The 17,552-nt window shown below is 62.4% G+C and carries 15 protein-coding genes; 7 read left to right on the top strand and 8 right to left on the bottom strand.

Going from position 1 to position 17,552, the window contains the following annotated elements:
- Positions 1 to 235 precede the first annotated feature (235 nt).
- On the top strand, positions 236 to 2,557 hold the full coding sequence (locus tag RG2_RS03390; RefSeq protein WP_033235784.1) for an arylsulfatase: 2,322 nt from the start codon (positions 236 to 238) through the stop codon (positions 2,555 to 2,557).
- A 15-nt stretch (positions 2,558 to 2,572) separates the two neighbouring features.
- Complete coding sequence (locus tag RG2_RS03385; RefSeq protein ID WP_033235516.1) at positions 2,573 to 3,322, top strand: SDR family NAD(P)-dependent oxidoreductase; 750 nt, start codon at positions 2,573 to 2,575, stop codon at positions 3,320 to 3,322.
- A gap of 15 nt (positions 3,323 to 3,337) precedes the next feature.
- Here the strand turns inward: RG2_RS03385 and RG2_RS03380 are convergent, their stop codons facing one another.
- From RG2_RS03380 to RG2_RS03365, 4 genes are all read right to left on the bottom strand, one after another.
- Positions 3,338 to 4,087 carry an ESX secretion-associated protein EspG gene (locus RG2_RS03380; RefSeq protein ID WP_133637946.1) on the bottom strand — a complete coding sequence of 250 codons (750 nt, stop codon included), beginning with the start codon at positions 4,085 to 4,087 and terminating at the stop codon, positions 3,338 to 3,340.
- A 59-nt stretch (positions 4,088 to 4,146) separates the two neighbouring features.
- Positions 4,147 to 5,670, bottom strand: coding sequence for a hypothetical protein (locus RG2_RS03375; protein ID WP_133637945.1), 1,524 nt, complete (start codon positions 5,668 to 5,670; stop codon positions 4,147 to 4,149).
- Between the two features lie 86 nt (positions 5,671 to 5,756).
- Positions 5,757 to 6,953, bottom strand: a complete 1,197-nt coding sequence (locus RG2_RS03370; RefSeq protein ID WP_033235517.1) for a L,D-transpeptidase — start codon at positions 6,951 to 6,953, stop codon at positions 5,757 to 5,759.
- A 33-nt stretch (positions 6,954 to 6,986) separates the two neighbouring features.
- Entirely contained in the window at positions 6,987 to 8,030 is a 1,044-nt protein-coding gene (locus tag RG2_RS03365) for a UDP-N-acetylmuramate dehydrogenase (RefSeq protein WP_051730646.1), read from the bottom strand.
- 74 nt (positions 8,031 to 8,104) lie between these two features.
- On the opposite strand from RG2_RS03365, the gene RG2_RS03360 reads away from it, so the two are divergent.
- Genes RG2_RS03360 through RG2_RS03350 form a run of 3 tightly spaced genes read left to right on the top strand, consistent with a single transcriptional unit; the run spans position 8,105 to position 9,958 of the window.
- Complete coding sequence (locus tag RG2_RS03360; RefSeq protein WP_033235518.1) at positions 8,105 to 8,602, top strand: DUF2505 domain-containing protein; 498 nt, start codon at positions 8,105 to 8,107, stop codon at positions 8,600 to 8,602.
- A 60-nt stretch (positions 8,603 to 8,662) separates the two neighbouring features.
- Entirely contained in the window at positions 8,663 to 9,163 is a 501-nt protein-coding gene (locus RG2_RS03355; RefSeq protein WP_033235519.1) for a DUF2505 domain-containing protein, read from the top strand.
- Positions 9,164 to 9,169: 6 nt separating this feature from the next.
- Positions 9,170 to 9,958, top strand: a complete 789-nt coding sequence (locus RG2_RS03350) for a hypothetical protein (RefSeq protein ID WP_033235520.1) — start codon at positions 9,170 to 9,172, stop codon at positions 9,956 to 9,958.
- A 72-nt stretch (positions 9,959 to 10,030) separates the two neighbouring features.
- Here the strand turns inward: RG2_RS03350 and RG2_RS03345 are convergent, their stop codons facing one another.
- The 3 genes from RG2_RS03345 to RG2_RS03335 form a co-directional block, all read right to left on the bottom strand.
- Positions 10,031 to 12,058: an Ig-like domain-containing protein gene (locus RG2_RS03345; protein ID WP_033235521.1), complete on the bottom strand. Its 2,028-nt coding sequence runs from the start codon at positions 12,056 to 12,058 to the stop codon at positions 10,031 to 10,033.
- An 83-nt stretch (positions 12,059 to 12,141) separates the two neighbouring features.
- Entirely contained in the window at positions 12,142 to 13,581 is a 1,440-nt protein-coding gene (locus RG2_RS03340; protein ID WP_033235522.1) for an Ig-like domain-containing protein, read from the bottom strand.
- A gap of 147 nt (positions 13,582 to 13,728) precedes the next feature.
- Entirely contained in the window at positions 13,729 to 14,307 is a 579-nt protein-coding gene (locus tag RG2_RS03335; protein ID WP_033235523.1) for a type IV toxin-antitoxin system AbiEi family antitoxin domain-containing protein, read from the bottom strand.
- Between the two features lie 126 nt (positions 14,308 to 14,433).
- On the opposite strand from RG2_RS03335, the gene RG2_RS03330 reads away from it, so the two are divergent.
- Both RG2_RS03330 and RG2_RS03325 read left to right on the top strand, forming a co-directional pair.
- Positions 14,434 to 15,204, top strand: coding sequence for an LmeA family phospholipid-binding protein (locus RG2_RS03330; RefSeq protein ID WP_033235524.1), 771 nt, complete (start codon positions 14,434 to 14,436; stop codon positions 15,202 to 15,204).
- Positions 15,205 to 15,283: 79 nt separating this feature from the next.
- Positions 15,284 to 16,825, top strand: a complete 1,542-nt coding sequence (locus RG2_RS03325; protein WP_072782290.1) for an HNH endonuclease signature motif containing protein — start codon at positions 15,284 to 15,286, stop codon at positions 16,823 to 16,825.
- A gap of 37 nt (positions 16,826 to 16,862) precedes the next feature.
- On the opposite strand, the gene deoC is transcribed toward RG2_RS03325, so the two are convergent.
- A complete protein-coding gene (gene deoC / locus RG2_RS03320; RefSeq protein ID WP_033235526.1) occupies positions 16,863 to 17,528 on the bottom strand; it encodes a deoxyribose-phosphate aldolase in 666 nt (221 codons plus the stop codon).
- Positions 17,529 to 17,552: the final 24 nt, after the last annotated feature.

The following is a 17,552-nucleotide window of genomic DNA, read 5'->3' as shown; positions in this document are numbered from 1 at the left end:
AGAGCGGCGCAGAAAATTAGCTGCAGAAAGAACGGCGGCAACAACACAGTTCGCGTGCCAGAGGCAGACGCGACCCCAACGCAGCGGTCACATAGGTGACGCGCAAAGCGGCAGGCTGGTCGGTCGACATAGATCCAAAAATAGCAGCTCTGCCCAGTTTCACAAATCGGGTGCGGTAACGATCACAGTGAATGCAACTATGGCCAACCGCAAATACAGCTGTTTTAGTGCTGACATGACCGGCGCAGACACCACTCCCCCACCACACGCACGCGGCTACGAGGGGTTCGGTGGGCGGATCGGCCGTACCGCAGCCGACTCGATCCCGTCTTGGCCGTCGACAGCGTCACCGGCGTCGGATGCCCCCAACATCGTGGTCGTCTTGATCGACGACATGGGATACAGCGACATCGGCCCGTTCGGATCGGAGATCGAGACACCGACCCTGGACCGACTTGCTGCACAAGGTGTTCGGCTCACCAACTATCACACGACGCCGCTGTGCTCCCCCTCTCGGGCAGCGCTCCTGACCGGAGTCAATCCACATCGCGCGGGATACGGGTTCGTGGCAAACGCAGACCCCGGCTACCCGGGCTTACGGCTCGAGCTTGGTGACGACATCCTGACCCTGCCTGAGATTCTTCGCGAATCCGGTTACGCCACATACGCCGTCGGTAAATGGCACCTTGTGCGTGACGCCAACCTCGCGCCGGGTCGCAGCCGCGACTCCTGGCCGACGCAGCGCGGATTCGACCGCTACTACGGATCACTCGAAGGCCTCAATTCCTTCTACTACCCCAATCAATTGATCTCCGACAACTCCGTCGTCGACGTCGACGAGTATCCCGAGAATTACTATCTGACAGACGATCTCACCGACAAAGCTGTCAGCTACATCAAGGACCTCCGGGCTCACGATGCGGAGAAACCGTTTTTCCTCTACTTTGCGCACGTCGCCATGCACGGGCCGTTGCAAGCCAAACCCGAAGATCAAGCCAAGTACCGGGGCCGCTACAACGAAGGCTGGGACCGAATCCGCGAATCCCGCTTTGCTGCTCAGCTCGCGGCGGGACTGTTCCCCGAAGGTACGCGGCAAGCACCGCGTAATTCCGAGCCTGGCTTCGACGTTCCCGAATGGGATTCCCTGACATCGGAGCAACAGTCGCGGTTTGCCCGCTACATGGAAGTCTATGCAGGCATGGTGGATTCGGTTGATCAAAGCGTTGGCCGCATTGTCGAGACGCTCGAAGAACTCGGAGAGTTGGACAACACCATCATCGTCTTCACCTCCGACAACGGTGGCACGGCCGAGGGTGGTTCGGACGGCACGCGCAGCTACTTCGCGCAATTCGCGCACGTGCAGGATCCCGAGTGGGTAGGCGACGTCCCGCACGACGAATCGTTGATCGGTGGGCCACAGTTGGGTGTTCACTACCCTCGCGGATGGGGACAGACGTCCAACACCCCGTTCCGGTTCTACAAGGGCCAGTCGTTTGCCGGTGGCGTCCGAGTGCCGTTTGTCCTGTCGTGGCCGGCCGGTATCAAACCGGCTGCGGCCGACAACGGCATTCGAGACCAGTTTGCCTACGTCACCGATCTGACCCCCACCCTCCTCGATCTTGCGGGCATCGACGTTCCGACCGTGCGTCATGGCCTTCCCGCCAAGGAGTTCGACGGAGTCTCGGCTGCCCACGTTCTGCATTCACCGGTGGCACCGAGCTCCCACACCGAGCAATACACCGAAATGACCGGCAACCGCGGGTACTACAAGGACGGCTGGAAACTGCTGGCGCTGGCACCCGACAACATCGACGAACCCGACTGGCAACTGTTCGACGTCACCGCAGACCCCACCGAACTGAACAATCTCGCCGCGCAGTACCCGGACAAGGTCCGCGAACTTGCCGACGCCTGGGACAACTCGGCGTGGGCGAACACCGTCTTCCCGCTGTTGGGCAACGGCGTCGGAGCGGTGCGTCGGCCCGAAGAACAAGCGCTGTCGCGGCCGGTGCGAATCCTGGCAGGAACCCCAACCCTCGAGCGATACCGATCGTCTCGGCTCATCGCCTTCCGCGACTTCGACATCACCGTAGAACTGAGCGGTTACCAGGGCGGCGACTCCGGCGTCCTCGTAGCGCACGGCGACCCCCAAGGCGGGTACATCCTGTACGTCGAAGACGGCCATCTCCATCTCGGATACAACGCGTTCGGGGACTACCGAAGCATCGACACCGGGCCGCTCGCGGTGGGCAGCACCCGCATCGACGTTGCGGTGAGAGTCGCGCCGCGCCTGCGCTGGAACCTCGACGTCAGCGTCGACGGCGTTCCGGCCGGCCACCTCCGCGATCAGGTCCAACTTGTGGGCATGGCGCCGTGGACCGGCATCTCGGTCGGCGTCGATGCGCGTGGACCGGTGTCCTGGGACCTGCACGGGCGACGCGGCAGCTTCCGCTACAGCGGCGCGCTCCGAGCCGTCACGTACACCCCGGGAACCGTCCAGGTCCCGGCCCGTCACATCGAATCCATCGAGCGGGAGGCAGAGTACGCGGCCGACTAGCCCTACGATTACGTCATGACCATTTCTTCCGATGCCCGCGTCGCTGTTGTCACCGGAGCCAGCTCCGGAATCGGCGAGGCCACTGCCCGCACGCTTGCCGATCAGGGATTTCACGTGGTGATCGGGGCCCGGCGCCTCGATCGCCTCGAGAAGATCGCCGAGGAGATCGGCGGCACTGCGCTCGAACTCGACGTCACCGACGAGGATTCCGTCGACGCATTTGCCGCGGTCCTGCCCCGCGTCGACGTCCTGGTGAACAATGCGGGCGGCGCCAAGGGCCTGGCGACAGTCATGGAGGCCGATCTCGACGACTGGCGCTGGATGTGGGAAACCAATGTGCTGGGCACTTTGCGGGTCACAAAAGCGTTGCTGCCCAAGCTCATCGACTCCGGCGACGGTTTGGTGGTCACCATCACCTCGATCGCCGCACTCGAGGCATACGACAACGGTTCCGGGTACACCACCGCCAAACATGCTCAGGCCGTTCTGCATCGGACCCTGCGCGGCGAATTGTTGGGCAAGCCCGTTCGGTTGACGGAGATCGCTCCCGGCGCCGTCGAAACCGAATTCTCCCTGGTCCGTTTCGAGGGCGATCAGGAGAAGGCCGACAAGGTGTACGAAGGCATCACTCCGCTTGTGGCTCAGGACATCGCCGAGATCATCGGCTTTGTCGCGGCACGTCCGTCACATGTGAACCTGGATCAGATCGTCGTGCGTCCTCGCGATCAGGCAGGTGCTGGACGCTTCCACCGCACTACGACCTAGCACAAGCCCAACCACCTAGCGTTGTTGCCTCTTCGTGGAAACGGCGGCCATGATCGCCGTTTCCACGTCGAGGGCGGAAGCCGCAACAGCGCTGAGCGTTTCACCACCTCTCACGATGTACCTACCGTCGTCGGCAAAGTCGTTCCATTGAAAGACAACGTCACCCCGGTTCGGCCTGCTGTCTATGGCACTGCCCGACGAGATAGTGATTTCACCGATCGACGTGCGCGGCCGACGAAAGAACCTCACCAGCTCCTGCGCTGGTCGCGAATCGTCGGCTCGACTCAGGATCGACTCTCCCGGAATATGTTTCGTGTTCCGAGCCGACGCGACCCGAACCTTCCCCGCCTGGCATTGCGGCAGGTGCGTCACCATCGCGGACACCAGCACCGACGCCCGTTGCACCGAAAGAACAACATCGGAGCCGGAATCAGCTGCCGCACCTGGCAACTGCTCAACCAGCACTCCCCACTCGCCGGCGATCGCACCGTGCAGCCGTGTCACCGTGTTCATCCGGGCGCCGTGAAATCCTGACACTTCGATGCGTACAGTGGGCTCCGCCAGTATCTGCAACGCGTCGGTCATACTCTCGTCGAGAATCTGCCGGATCCGCAGTGCCGCGTTTTTCCGCTGCATAGTCAGTTCGGTCATGGTTTCGGCCGCCGGACGGAATTTCAATGGGTACGGCAATCTGTCCCGACCTACGGCTTCCCACAGAATCTGGAATTCCATTCCTGTGAAGCGCCACTGTGACTGTGTGTTCACTGCTTCAGCACCAGTGTTCACTGCCCTAGCACCAGTGTTCACTGCCCCAGCACCAGTGTTCACTGCCCCAGCACCGGCGGCGTGACCATCGGCAGGTCCCCGATCAGTTCGTTTCCGTTGTCGAGAGTGATGAGGTAGCCCGGCGTCTCGTGCATCTTGTCGTCGTCGCCTTGTCCGCGGCCGCCTGCCATGCCTCCCATTCCGCCGGCCATCATGCCCCGGCTACCGGCTGCTCCGAGACTGCCTGCCGCACCGCCGCGGGCACCGCTGCCGCCGGCACTGCCCAGGCCGCCGCCTGCCACACTGCCACCCAAACCACTGCCGCCCAAACCACTGCCGCCCAATCCATTGGCGCCTGATCCACCGCCCGCGATGCCGCCACCTGCCCCACCTGCAGATCCGCCACCGCCAAATCCGCCACTCCCAGGTCCGCCGGTGAGACCGGTACCTCCACCAAGTCCGGTGCCATGTCCGACACCAGGGATGGACCCACTGCCGACAGACTGCGGCACAGCGGAAGCCGCCGAGGTAGTCGCCGGCCCGGAACCACTTTCACTCCGGCCGATTCCCGACCCGGATACCCGTCCGCTGTCGCCGAGCGCAGCGCCTGGCGTCGCACCTGATCCACCAGCCGAAGCACCGTTACCCGCGCCGCCGACCGTCGGGTCTGTCCCGGCGCCACCTGGCGAATCAGCTGTGCGCTGTTCCAATCCGCTACCACCGCCAGATGTTTGGTAGTTGCCCGCAGCGGATGCCGCTTGCTCGTACGACATCTGATCGGTACCGGTCTGGAACGGACTACGGCCGCCGGAGGTTCCGCCGCCGGAGGTGATGGGATTGAATGCGGGCGGCAGAACGGGAACCTGATCATCGGCACGTTTCATGTACGGCAGGTACATCTCCTTCATGACCTGGCGCGCCAGTCGCTCCGCTTCTTCGGCTTCATGTTGCGCCTGACGCCACGACTCCCCTGGAATCATGCTGATGAGCTGTTCCCCAAGCGATGCGTCGCTTGGACGCGGTATCGACTGTTTTGCCTGTCCCAGTGCGATCTTTGCTTCTTCGACTTTGTTGGCTACCAGTTGCACTCGTGTCTGAAGTTCCTGTCCGTCAGCTGAGTACGCAAGAACAGCCTCCAAGGCCGCAGATCCACCCTTGCCCTGCCAGCCGTCACCGATTGCCGATCCGACGGCGAGGTTGAAGGCCGAGATTCCATTCACAACCCGCTCCGATATCTCGGTCCAGGCCTTACTGATCGCGACAAGAATGTCGGGCTTCATCTCGTCGACATGCGCAAAAATCTGAGCATGAGACATCGCGTCGAAGGGATCGTCTTCAATAATGGCGTGTTCGCTGTACTCCAACGCCGTCGCCCGCGGAGTCAGTGCATCGCGGATTGCCCAGTTCACTTCGCGTTCCAGGTCGGCGACCTTTGATGCTTCGGCGATTGTGTCGTCGAACTCGCCGCGATCGTCGGTGAAATGTTGGAGCACAGCGGTCGGGGCCAATGCCACATCGGCGACACGACCGGGCACCGATGCCACAAGGGCGAGACCATCCGCCACAACATCATGAAGACTCACGACTATCCCCCGAATTCATCCGCGTCTACCTGGATAGACGCATCGGTGATGCCAGGGGTTCCGTCGAGAGAAAAGATTCTTGTTGCTCAGGCGAGCGCGGACATGGACTTCCAGGTCGGGAGATCGATCGCCCAGTCGTAGATGTCGCCGTCGGCGGCGGAGAGGTCGATCGACGTCCCGGTCACCTCGACGGGGTCGCCGTACAGCGCGGTTCCGAAATACTCCTGCGCATCCGACATCGAGAGATTGATACATCCGTTGGTGACGTTCGACGAACCTTGAACTCCCGTGGTTTGCGGGTTTGCGTGGATGAACTCACCGTTGTTGGAAATGCGAACGGCCCACCGTTCGCGGACGTTCTCGTAGAACGGCGGATTGGACATGAGGAAATCTTCGTACTTCTCGGTCACCATGTGGATGCCGCTGCGCGTGACGTTGCGGGCCTCGTTGCCTTCGCCGTAGCTGACGGGGATGTCCATGATCGTCTGGCCGTCGCGGACGACCTGCATACGGTGGCTGGGCGCGTTTGCCTTCACGATCTGACTACGACCGATAGTGAAATCGAGAGTGAGGTCCTGATCGCCGTACGCGCCGCCGCCGTAGTTCAGTCCGTACAGCTTCGCGTCCAGATGAACGACGGTTCCCGGGACCCAGTACTCGGCGGGACGCCAATGCGCGCGCGAGCCCCCGTTATCGTCCGGCAGCCACGCCCATGAACCTGCGGTCGCCGGAACGCTCGTGACAACAAGCGCCTTCTCCACTGCTGCTTTGTCGACGACGGAGTTGTCGAACTGGAGGGTGATCGGCGCTGCTATTCCGACTTCCTGACCGTCGGCGATGTTGAGGGTGCCGCCGGTCTGCGAATCGGGTGCCAACGTTGTGAAACTGCCCTCGACGGGAACGGTTTTTCCGTCCGTGCCGGTGGCGGAACCAGACCACGAATACGTGGCCGCGTACCCGAGAGCCTCGCTGACGACGTAAGACGTCCGGTCCGCAGACAGCTGACCTGCGACGGGGGTACCCGCAGAGTTGTTCAGCGCAACCTCGTCGAGAGTGCCGCCGGTGACTGTGACGGATACCGGGGCGATCGGGCTGACGTCCCTGGCACCGACAACCGGCGTCTCGACAACCTGCGCAACGGGTGCCTTGTCAGCTGGTGATGCCTCGCCGGCCGTCTCGGCGCCACCGATGGTGCATCCCGCAACAGCGAGCATCGCCGCAAGCAGAACAGCTACCAAAGCAGCAAGACGCGAACGTTTTCTCCGAATACCCAGCTGATGCACCTCAACAGGCTACCCGCGCTAACGATTGTCAGCTCATATCCGGCAACCCACGGTGACCGGTTCCGGCTCGAGACGCACACCGAACGCGGCGTCCACGCCGTCTCGCACGGTGCGGGCGAGAGCCACGATGTCCGAGCACTTCGCGTCGCCGCGGTTTGTCAGGGCGAGTGTGTGACGAGTCGACAACCGAGCCGGCGCGTCCTCGCCCGGGTATCCCTTGGAAAAGCCGGCTCGTTCGATCAGCCACCCCGCAGACAGCTTGGTTCCGCCGACCCCCGGATACTGCGGGACAGTCACTTCCCCGAGCTGCGTCGTAATAGCGGAAAGAACTGCGGGCAACCGATCCTCGGGCACAACCGGGTTGGTGAAGAAGGAACCCGCGCTCCACGTGTCGTGATCGTAAGGGTCGAGCACCATCGCCTTACCGGCGCGCAAACCCAGAACAGCTTCGCGGACCTGCGACGACGGCAATCGATCACCTTCCTGAGCATCGAGTGCCGTGAACAGTTCCCGGTAAGCCAGGGGCGCGCTCAGTCCATCCGTTGTCGCGTCGAGTTCGACCGCCAGAACCAGCGCTGCGTCCGAATGCTTGAGGACGCTCGAGCGGTAGCCGAGTTGCAGAGTCGACGGATCGACCCAGGACACCTCTCCGGTGCGGCGATCGAGCAACTGGACCCGCCGAAGTCGCGAGCCCACCTCGACGCCGTATGCGCCGACATTCTGCACCGGGGTTGCGCCCGTCGAACCAGGGATTCCCGACAGGGCTTCGAGTCCGCCCAATTCCGCGGCGACGGATTGACCAACCACCTCGTCCCACACGGCGCCGGCCTCGGCGACAACACGATCCGTGTCGAGGGTCACCGTGGTGTTCGCCACACGAACCACAACTCCGTCGAAACCCTCGTCCGAAATGACGAGATTCGACCCGCCCGCCAAGATCAGCGTCGGCACGTTTTCACGATCGAGAAGCCGAACGACGTCGACCAGAGACTGCGTCGTCGGGCATTCCGCGAGCAGCCGCGCAGGTCCTCCTACCCGGAGCGTCGTCAATCCGGACAGGTCAATGTTCTCGGACACGAAAGCGCCGGAATCTACGACGCGTTGGCCAATGGTTACGTCCCACACATCGGTAAACGGTAGCCTCCACAATCGTGAGCCGTCGCATCGAGCATTCATCGAAGTACACCGTCCCCGTCGCCAAGGTCCATGAGGCGGTGACGTCGGAGCAGTACTGGCGTGACCGTATCGCCGCAGTAGGTGGCCCTGGCGCCACCATCGACGAACTGACTGTCCGGGACGAAACCGTCGCAGTCACCATGTCTCAGGTCATTCCAGCCGAGCACCTTCCCTCCATGGTCTCCAACTTCATCAAGGGTGACATCGTCATCAAGCGCAGCGAGACCATCGCACCGCTCAACGGCGGAACCGCGACGGGAACCTTCTCGGCGCACGTCGACGGCGTCCCTGCCCGCATCGAGGGCACCCAGGTGCTCAGCGGAGACGACACGGGTTGCACCTTGAGTGCCACCGGCGAGGTCGAGGTCAAGATCCCGATTTTCGGCGGCAAGATCGAAAGCGCGATCGTCGACGAGGTCACCCGTCTGATCGAGGCCGAGCAGGACTTCACGCGGGACTGGATCGCAAAATAGGGCGTTGCGGGCGGGGTAGGTTTTTTCTGTAACAGCAGGTAGCCGGTATCGTTTGCGATCATGGCTCGACGCATCGACTACTCCGCCCGCTACCAGCACTCCCCCGAACAGGTCTACGGAGCACTGACCGATCGCGGATACTGGGACGCCCGGGTCGAGGAGATGCGCAAGCATTCCGAAAATCGGGTGGAACATTTCGAGGTCAGCGATTCCGGAATCGAACTCGTCCTGCACCACGTCCTGCCACGCACCGATCTGCCCGATATCGCGCAGACCGTCATGCGCAACGACCTGATCATCACGCGCACCGAGTCCTACAGCCCGTTCGGTGACACGGTAACCGGAACCTACGAGGCCTCCATCCCGGCCGGACCGGGCAGTCTCACCGGAACCATGGAACTGTTCGGCACCGAAACAGGATGCACCTTGCGGACGTCGTCGGAAGCCAAAGTGCACATCCCCTTTGTCGGCGGGAAGTTGGAAGAGCTGATGCTCACCAATCTTGTCGATCTGTTCCGCACCGAAGCTCAGGTCACCGCGACCTGGCTCGCCGCTCGCTGACCCCCGGTGAGGACTGCTCCACCCCCGAAGATCGAGGGTGTCATCACACGCGGCACAACCGGCATCAACCGTCTGCGGCGCAGCGACCGCTGGCTCGTGCACAACCGGGCCGTTCAACGGGCACTGCACGACGCTGCCGACCCATTGATAGTCGACCTCGGCTACGGCGCCCGCCCCGACACGACGTTCGAGATGGCCGACCGACTCACCGCGGTACGACGCGACCGCCGGGTCATCGGACTCGAAATCGACCCCGCCCGCGTGGTGGAAAGCCGCAACGGAGTCAGTTTCGCGCGCGGCGGGTTCGAATTGGCCGGCCTGTCACCGATTTTCGTTCGCGCTTTCAACGTTTTGCGCCAGTACCCCGAAGACGCGGTGGAATCGGCGTGGTCGCACATTCAGTCCGGTTTGGCGCCTGGCGGTTTGATCCTCGACGGGACGTGCGACGAGCTGGGGCGTCGGTGCGCCTGGGTGCTGCTCGATGCGCACCGACCCCTGACCCTCACCTTGGCGTGGGATCCCTTCGACATCGAGAAACCGTCAGACATCGCAGAACGGTTGCCCAAGGCCCTCATTCACCGCAATGTTCCGGGAGAACCGATTCACGCGCTACTCACGGCCGCGGATCGCGCGTGGGCCACTGCGGCGCCCCATGCGTCGTTCGGCCCCAGACACCGCTGGGCGGCGGCACTGGAAATACTTCGTGGGCAGGGCATTCCGGTTCAACCGGCGCGGCGACGCGTGCGTGACTGCATCCTGACCGTGCCATGGCACGTTGTCGCCCCGAACCCCTGACCTCACAGACACGAATCGCCCCGCCGCGGAGGTGTTCTCTGCGGCGGGGCGTGTCGTCAATGCTGCTTCGAGCTAGGAACCGAAGATGGCGCCCAGGTCTCCGAGCGAACCGGTCGGAGCGCCGGTGCCAGGCTCTGCCGTGACCTTGACGGTGACGCCGGCCTGCGTCTCGGAACCGAGGTATCCGTCAGTTCCGCTGAACACCGCGGTGATCCGACGATCGCCGACCTCGGTGAAGGCATGCGAGAGTGTCGCCTTACCGTTCACTACCGCAACCGGTCCGCCGATCGGGGTGGCGCCGTCCATGAACTGGACCGTCCCGCCGTTGAGCGTAGGTACAACGGCAGCAGCCAGATCTACCTTTGCGCCCTTCGTGGCGGACGCCGGAGCGCTCACGGTGATAGACGTTTCCTGATCTTCTGCGGCCGGAGCCGTGACCGAAATCGCTTGCACGACCGAGGTAGACGTGAGGAATCCGCTCGCACCCGAGTACACCGCCGTGATGTCGTGAGTACCGACGCTGCCGAACTCATGCATCATCGACGCCTTGCCGTCGACAACCACCACGGGCAGGCCGAGAGTGCCCGAACCATCCTTGAACTGCACCGTGCCACCTGACGGAGCCGGCGTGACCGTCACGGAAAGACCCACTGCCGTACCGGTTTTTGCGTTCGCGGGAACAGTCAAGACCGTCTGGGTCTGCTGATCGACGGGAGCCGGCGCGGCGACCTTCACAGTCTGAACGCTCGAGGTCGAACCCAGGAAGTTCCCCGAACCGGAGAACACTGCGGTGATGTTGTATTCACCGGCGTCGTTGAACGTCGGTGTGATCGTGGCTTTACCCAAGGCGTCTACGGGAATCGGCGAGCTCATATCTCTGGCCCCTTCCCTGAACTGCACCGTGCCGCCCGCAGCGCCGGTCGACACCGTGGCAGTAAACGACAATTCCTCTCCTGTCGAAGCGCTCGACGGACCGACGAGGGTGGTCGTGGTGCTCTGCTCGACCACGACGGGAGCGACCGTCAAGGTATGCGGCGTCGACGTCGAGGTCTGGTAAAGACCGGAACCGGAGTACACCGCCACGATCGAATGCTCACCGGCTGCATAGGAATCCGTCAGCGAGGCCTTGCCGTTGGCGTCGACGGTCGTTGCGCGACCGAGATCGGTTGTGCCGTCCTTGAACTGCACCGTGCCGCCCACCGGAACAGGCGAGACCGAAGCCTCGAGAGTCACGGACTCACCTGCGTCCGCAGTCGTTGGGCCGGTGATCGTGGTTGCCGTGAACTTGTCCGCTTCGGACACAACGACGTCGACTGCCGACGACGTCGAGGTTGCCACCTTCGTGTTGCCGAGGTACTTGGCCGTCACGGTGTGTGTGCGGACGCCGGTCGGTGTCCAGGTAAGTGTGGCAACACCATTGGTGAGCGTGCCAGTGCCGATCGTGGAACCGGCGTCGAAGAATTCCACCGAATCACCGTCGCCGCCACCGGTAACCGTCGCCTTCAGCGGAACTGACTGCCCCAACTGCACGCCACTGACCGGGGACAGCGTCGTCGTCGACACGTTCTTCGCGACGCTGATCGACGGACCGACACCCTTGAGCTGCCCCGACCCCAAAGTCCCACTCACATGCAACTCAGTCGTCAAATCCACACCACGAGCACAACCCGCACCGACCGTATAACTGAACTCAACCGTTCGGTACTTCGGATTGATCAGACCACCATCCCAGTAAACCGCCCAACTGCCAGAGATCTTCTCGTAGTCGGCAGCAACCTCGACCTTGTCACGGCCGATCACCGAACCGTCAACCTTGGCCGAATCCGTCACATAGGTAAGACAATCCGGATGAACATCCTTGACCTGCTGCAAGTATTCGAGGGAACCAGTTCGAGTCAGTACCGACTTCACGGTAATCGTCTCACCCACACTGGGCGTTCCGTTCGAAATAGTGCGCACAACATGGTAACCGTGCACATTTCCCTCCGCCGTCACCGGAGCAGCACCCGCAACCCCGACACCCGCAACCGCCACGAAACCCGCAGCAACAGCAAACACACTCACACCACCGACAACACGGCGTGCAGAACCAACAGACATAGATTTTCCTTCTCGAGAAGCGAGCGATATGGGTGATGCCCCACCGCTTCACGCGGACGGGGCATCACCAGGTGTCGAATGCCTTAGGAGCCGAAGATGTTTCCAAGGTTGCCGAGCGAACCTGTTCCGCCTGTACCTGGCTCTCCGCCGTCGACGGGTGCTGCGATCTGAACGGAGACCTGATCGGCCGAAGCCGTCACTGTTCCGGCGCCCGAGTACTCGGCCGTTACGACGCGCTGGCCCTGAGTTGCCGGCGTCCACGAAATGCCGGCCTTGCCGGAAGAATCGACCGTTGCTGTGCCGATGACCGACTCACCGTCCTTAAAGGTGACTGTGCCACCGGCGTTTGCCGGGTTGATCTGAGCCGAAACGGTCTGCGCAACACCGACTTGACCCGCTCCGGCGCTGAGAACTGTTGTGGAATCTGTCGTTCCGACTGGTTGCTCGGCAACTGTCGTACTCGCTGTGGTGCTCGACCCGGTGACACCGGATCGGCCCGCGAACACAGCTTCAACCGTCTGCGCGCCCGCAACCGTCGGAACCCAGGCGTAAGTGGCTTCGCCATTGCCGGCGACCGGCACCGAAGCCAGAACCGTGGCGCCGACCTTGAACGTCACCGTCCCACCCGTTCCCGGCGCAGACACTGTCGCCTTGAGGGTGGTCGACTTACCCACCTGAGCGCCCGAGATCGGCGCCAGCGCTGTAGTCGACGGAGAATCAGCCTGCGAGACATTCACGTTCAGCGCCGCCGATGTCGACTCGACAGCTCTCGCGGTGCCGGCGAACTTCGCGGTAATCGAGTGATTCCCACGAGTGGTCGGTGTCCAGTCAAGTGTGGCAACACCATTGGCGAGCGTGCCGGCGCCGATCTTGGAACCGGCGTCGAAGAACTCCACCGGATCACCGTCGGCACCACCGGTCACCGTCGCGCTCAACGTCACCGGTTGCCCCACCTGGGCACTGCTGACCGGCGACACGACAGTCGACGACACGTTCTTCCGAACATTGATCGACGGACCACGACCGCTTGTCGTGTCATTCACCCAAGCCGAACCGTCGAAATGCACTGTGCTCGCCAAATCATTACCGCGCTCACACCCTGCGCCGACCCGATACTGAAACTCGAACGACTTCGTATTGTTCTGATACAACGGCCAATCGGTGATGCTCGCGCTCACGCGCACCGAGTCAGTGCTCACCGGAGTCTCCGGCGCGTACGCCTTCCCGTTCACCTTCGCCGAACCCTCGACATACGTCATGCACGACGGATGAAAATCCCGAACCGCGTACAGATAATTGACCACAAAGTCGGTCCGCTTGAATACCGTGGTGGAGGTGATCAGATCACCTTCGGACGGCGTCCCGTCACTGATTGTTCGAGTGATTTTGTAACCACTCGAATTGAATTCAGCCGTCACCGGAGCAGCCCCCGCAACCCCGACACCCGCAACCGCCACGAAACCCGCAGCAACAGCAAAAACACTCAAACCACCGACAACACGGCGAACACCACTCACAGACATCCCTCTCGACGACGGAGCAGACAGGCGTCCAGTACAGGTGTCTAGGACAAGTGTCCATCTGCTTTGATGCCGTGACGTTATCCCTTTGCCTGTAACGCAACTACCCTTTTCGCCAAATTGGTGCATTTGGCACAAGGTCGGTTACGACTACAGGCTTGCGGTGAGTGCCAATTCCACGCGAACAGCCACGTCGACAGCGGCGTTCTCGCACGAGCGGTACAACTCATGGGCGTCGAGTCGACCGATCGCGACGCCGTCGGACACCACTTCGTTGAGCAGGTCCTGGGAAATGCCACCCGACGCAATGTCGAGGACAGTACGCACCGGCGTCGTAATTCGAATGGCTCCGAACTGCTCGCATTCCGATTCCGCGAGCAAGCATCGGTGCAGAGCAAGCTGACGAGTCGGCGCCGAAACGGGCACTCCGACGGACAAGTGCAGGAACCGTGGCTGTAAGTGGCCGAGACCGTGAAGTTCGGCAGCGCTGTAGTGCGAAACGGTTGCTCGGCCGGCAAACCACGTACACCATTTGGCAAACTCGTCCATCGCGGTGCGGCGCACCCGATCCAGTCGGAACAGCCCCGGACACTCCGAAACCCAGGTTCCGGATTCCAAGAGCCAGTCCCAGTCACTGCCGGAAAAACCCAGGGCGGCGGCCTGATCAGTCGCAACAAACCCACATTGGCGCAGTGCCAACAATTCGAGTGCTTCATAGTCTGGAGCCATGACCACCTCCGGTGACCGTCTGGAGCGCTTTTCCGCCAGGCTACGGCATTCTGTGTTTCAGATCACAGTATCGGATGGGCGCGTATTCACAGAGTTCGTTCAGAGTCGTCGGGAAGAATCCCTGAGATGACTGTCGCAGCAAACAACGCGCCCCCGCGCAATCGTGTGCTCATCATCCTGCTCGTCGTGATCGCTGTACTGGTCGCAGCGCTTGTCGGCGGAGAACTCTACGTTCGCAATCAAGTCAAAAGCTGCATGGCCGACCAGTTTCAGAGTGAACTCGGCTCGCAGGTAGACGTGGGCTTGAGCTGGAAGCCTGTCCTGCTTCAGGCCATCGACAAGAAGGTCCCGTACATCACCATCGACAGTGACGATTCGTCATTCGGGCCGGCAACGGGAATGCAGGTCCACGCAAAGGTCAACGACATCAATCTCCAACCGTCCGACGGAAACAGCGGAACCATCGGAAGCTCGAGCGCCGATGTCACCTGGTCCACTGCCGGAATCCTGGCCACCCTCCAGGAACAGACCTTCGGCGGACTTGTCACCGGTGTCACGGCTGATTCCGCCGCGGGAACTTTGGCCTTCGACGTCGGACCGGCAGGTCTCGCGAAGCTCACGGTCAAGCCGACTATCTCGAACGGAGTTGTCGACGTACAAACCGTCGGCGCCGAGATCCTGGGATTCGGACTTCCGACCGACCTGGTCGACGGCATCGTCCAGACTCTGACCGACAGCCTGCAGACCTACCCGTTGGACATGAAGCCCACCGAGCTCACCGTTACCGATGACGCGATCGAGATTTCACTCGAGGGCGGCGCCTACGCGATGCCCGTTGCCAATGCCTCGGCCCAGAATGCATCCGCAGTCCCTGACAGCTGCGGAATTCTCACCTGATCTCTACCTGTTATCGGACTTTTCCGACTGATTTCGAATAACCGTTCTATTCGAACAGAATTTCGATTACGGTTGGGGAATGTTCGATCCGGGGGTGGGAAGTTTCGGTATCTCAGCGCAGCTGAGTGGTACCGAAACCGATTGCGCCCTGGTTGATTTGATGGCCGAGTTGCATTCGTGTGAAGCGATGTTGGTCGAGCGGAAACTGGCGGTGGTGGCGGAGTTCTTCACCCGCCGCAGCGCCGAGCATGTCGACGGCGGCACGTGGACGTCGTCGGCGCACGAGTTGGCCGAATCCGAGGTCGGCGCGGTCCTCACGATGGGGCGTGCTGCGGCCGGGAAGCTCATCGGGTTGGGTTTTGCGTTGAAGACGCGGTTGCATCGCACGCGGGCGGCGATGGCCCGCGGTGAACTCGATTTCTATCGGGTGGGGTTGATCGAGTCCGCGACGGCGAATGTCGGTGACGAGTTGATCGACGAGGTCGAACGCTTGTTGCTCGAGCAGGTGTTGGCTCCACCTGTGGACGGCGGTATCGGGTTGACGGGTCGCCGGTTGACGGCGGCGATCGACCGGATCGTGGCCCGGGTCGATCCGGAGGGGATGCGGGAACGACGACGCCGCGCCCTCGCCGACAGGTTCGTGGGGGTCAGTGCCGCCGAGGACGGCATGGCCCGCATCCTGGGCAGCATCCCGGCGGAGCAGGCCCGCGCCTTTGACGGCAGGTTGCGGGAGTTGGCGATGTCGGTGTGTCGCCGTGATTCCCGTACGTATGAGCAGCGGCGCGCGGATGCGTTGGGCGCGTTGGTGAGCGGTTCGACGGTGTTGGTGTGCGACTGCGACCGCGGTGATTGCCCGCAGGACCGTAGCGGTGTTGTCATCATTCGCCGGCCACTCGTGCATGTGGTGATACACGATTCCGCACTGCGCGCAGGGTCGGATGAACCCGCGCATCTCGACGGGTATGGCGTCATCAGCGCCGAGCATGCCCGCGCCATCGCGAAAGACGCAGACGTTCGGGAAGTGCGAGTCCCGGCAGATGCTGAACCCGAACCGACACCTGCGCCGGCATCGGCGTTTGTGTACCGCCCCCGGGCGGCACTCGACACCTGGCTGCGGGTCAGCGCGGGAAGCTGCCAATGGCCGCACTGCGATGTCCCCGCCTGGAACTGCGACCTCGACCACAACGATCCGTTCAACCACACCAACCCCGCGAACGGCGGGAAAACCGTCGCGTCGAATCTGAGCGCGTTCTGCCGCAACCACCACCGCCTCAAGCACTCCGGAAACTGGCAACTCCACCCGAACCCGGACCACAGCATCACCCTGACCTCGCAGACAGGCCATTGCTACCGCACCAGAGCTGCCGGACTACTCGCCGGCCAACAGGAACCACCGCCACCGGAAGGCGGCAAACCGCGACGAACACGACTGGAAAACAAAGCCGCCCACATCCGAAGTGAACGCAAACATCGCCGCGTCAAGATTCAAAACCGGGCGGCGAAGAATGCGGAACGCAAACGGCGGCAAACCTTCCCGATCTCCACACCCCGAAAACATGTGCCCCGAAAGCAGGTGCCCCACAAACCCGTCGACTACGGCAACGACCCGCCACCGTTTTGAATCAGGTCTGAATCACTTCCGATCGGGTAATCCAGTGCTACTCCCCCAGACCGTCGAGCACAGCACGGGTTCCCGAAAGCCCGAGGCGGGTGGCACCGGCAGCGATCATGTCGAGTGCTGCCTGCGTCGTGCGGATTCCACCGCTGGCTTTGACTCCCACCGACGGCCCGACGGTTTTGGCCATCAACGCAACAGCCTCGACGCTTGCCCCGCCGGCGGGATGGAAACCTGTGGAGGTTTTCACGAAGTTCGCGCCCGCATGTACTGCCGCGCGGCAGCATTCGACTATCGCTTCGTCGGGCAGTGCCGCAGTCTCGAGGATCACCTTCAGCACCGCGTGCTCGCCCATGGCTTCACGGACGGTGAGTACATCGGCAAGCACAGCGTTGTAGTCACCGGCGAGTGCTGCCCCGACATCGATGACCATGTCGATCTCGCGGGCACCTTGATCAACGGCAAGACGAGCCTCGGCACCCTTCACCAAGGAGTGATGCTTGCCGGATGGAAAGCCGACCACAGCGGCGGTGATCAGACCGTCGGCCCGGATCGGCAGCATCGACGGTGAGACGCACACAGCGAGAACGCCCAATTCCCGGGCCTCGTCGATCAACGCCGTGACGTCGGCGGCCGTGGCTTCGGGTTTGAGCAGGGTGTGGTCGACCATTGCGGCAACCTGTGAACGAGTGAGCGCAGCGTGGGCCATGAAAGAAAGCTTGGCATACGACCA

It is taken from the genome of Rhodococcus globerulus NBRC 14531, assembly GCF_001894805.1.
In the GTDB taxonomy this organism is placed as follows: domain Bacteria; phylum Actinomycetota; class Actinomycetes; order Mycobacteriales; family Mycobacteriaceae; genus Rhodococcus_F; species Rhodococcus_F globerula.
This window is presented reverse-complemented; position numbering and strand designations above follow the sequence as displayed.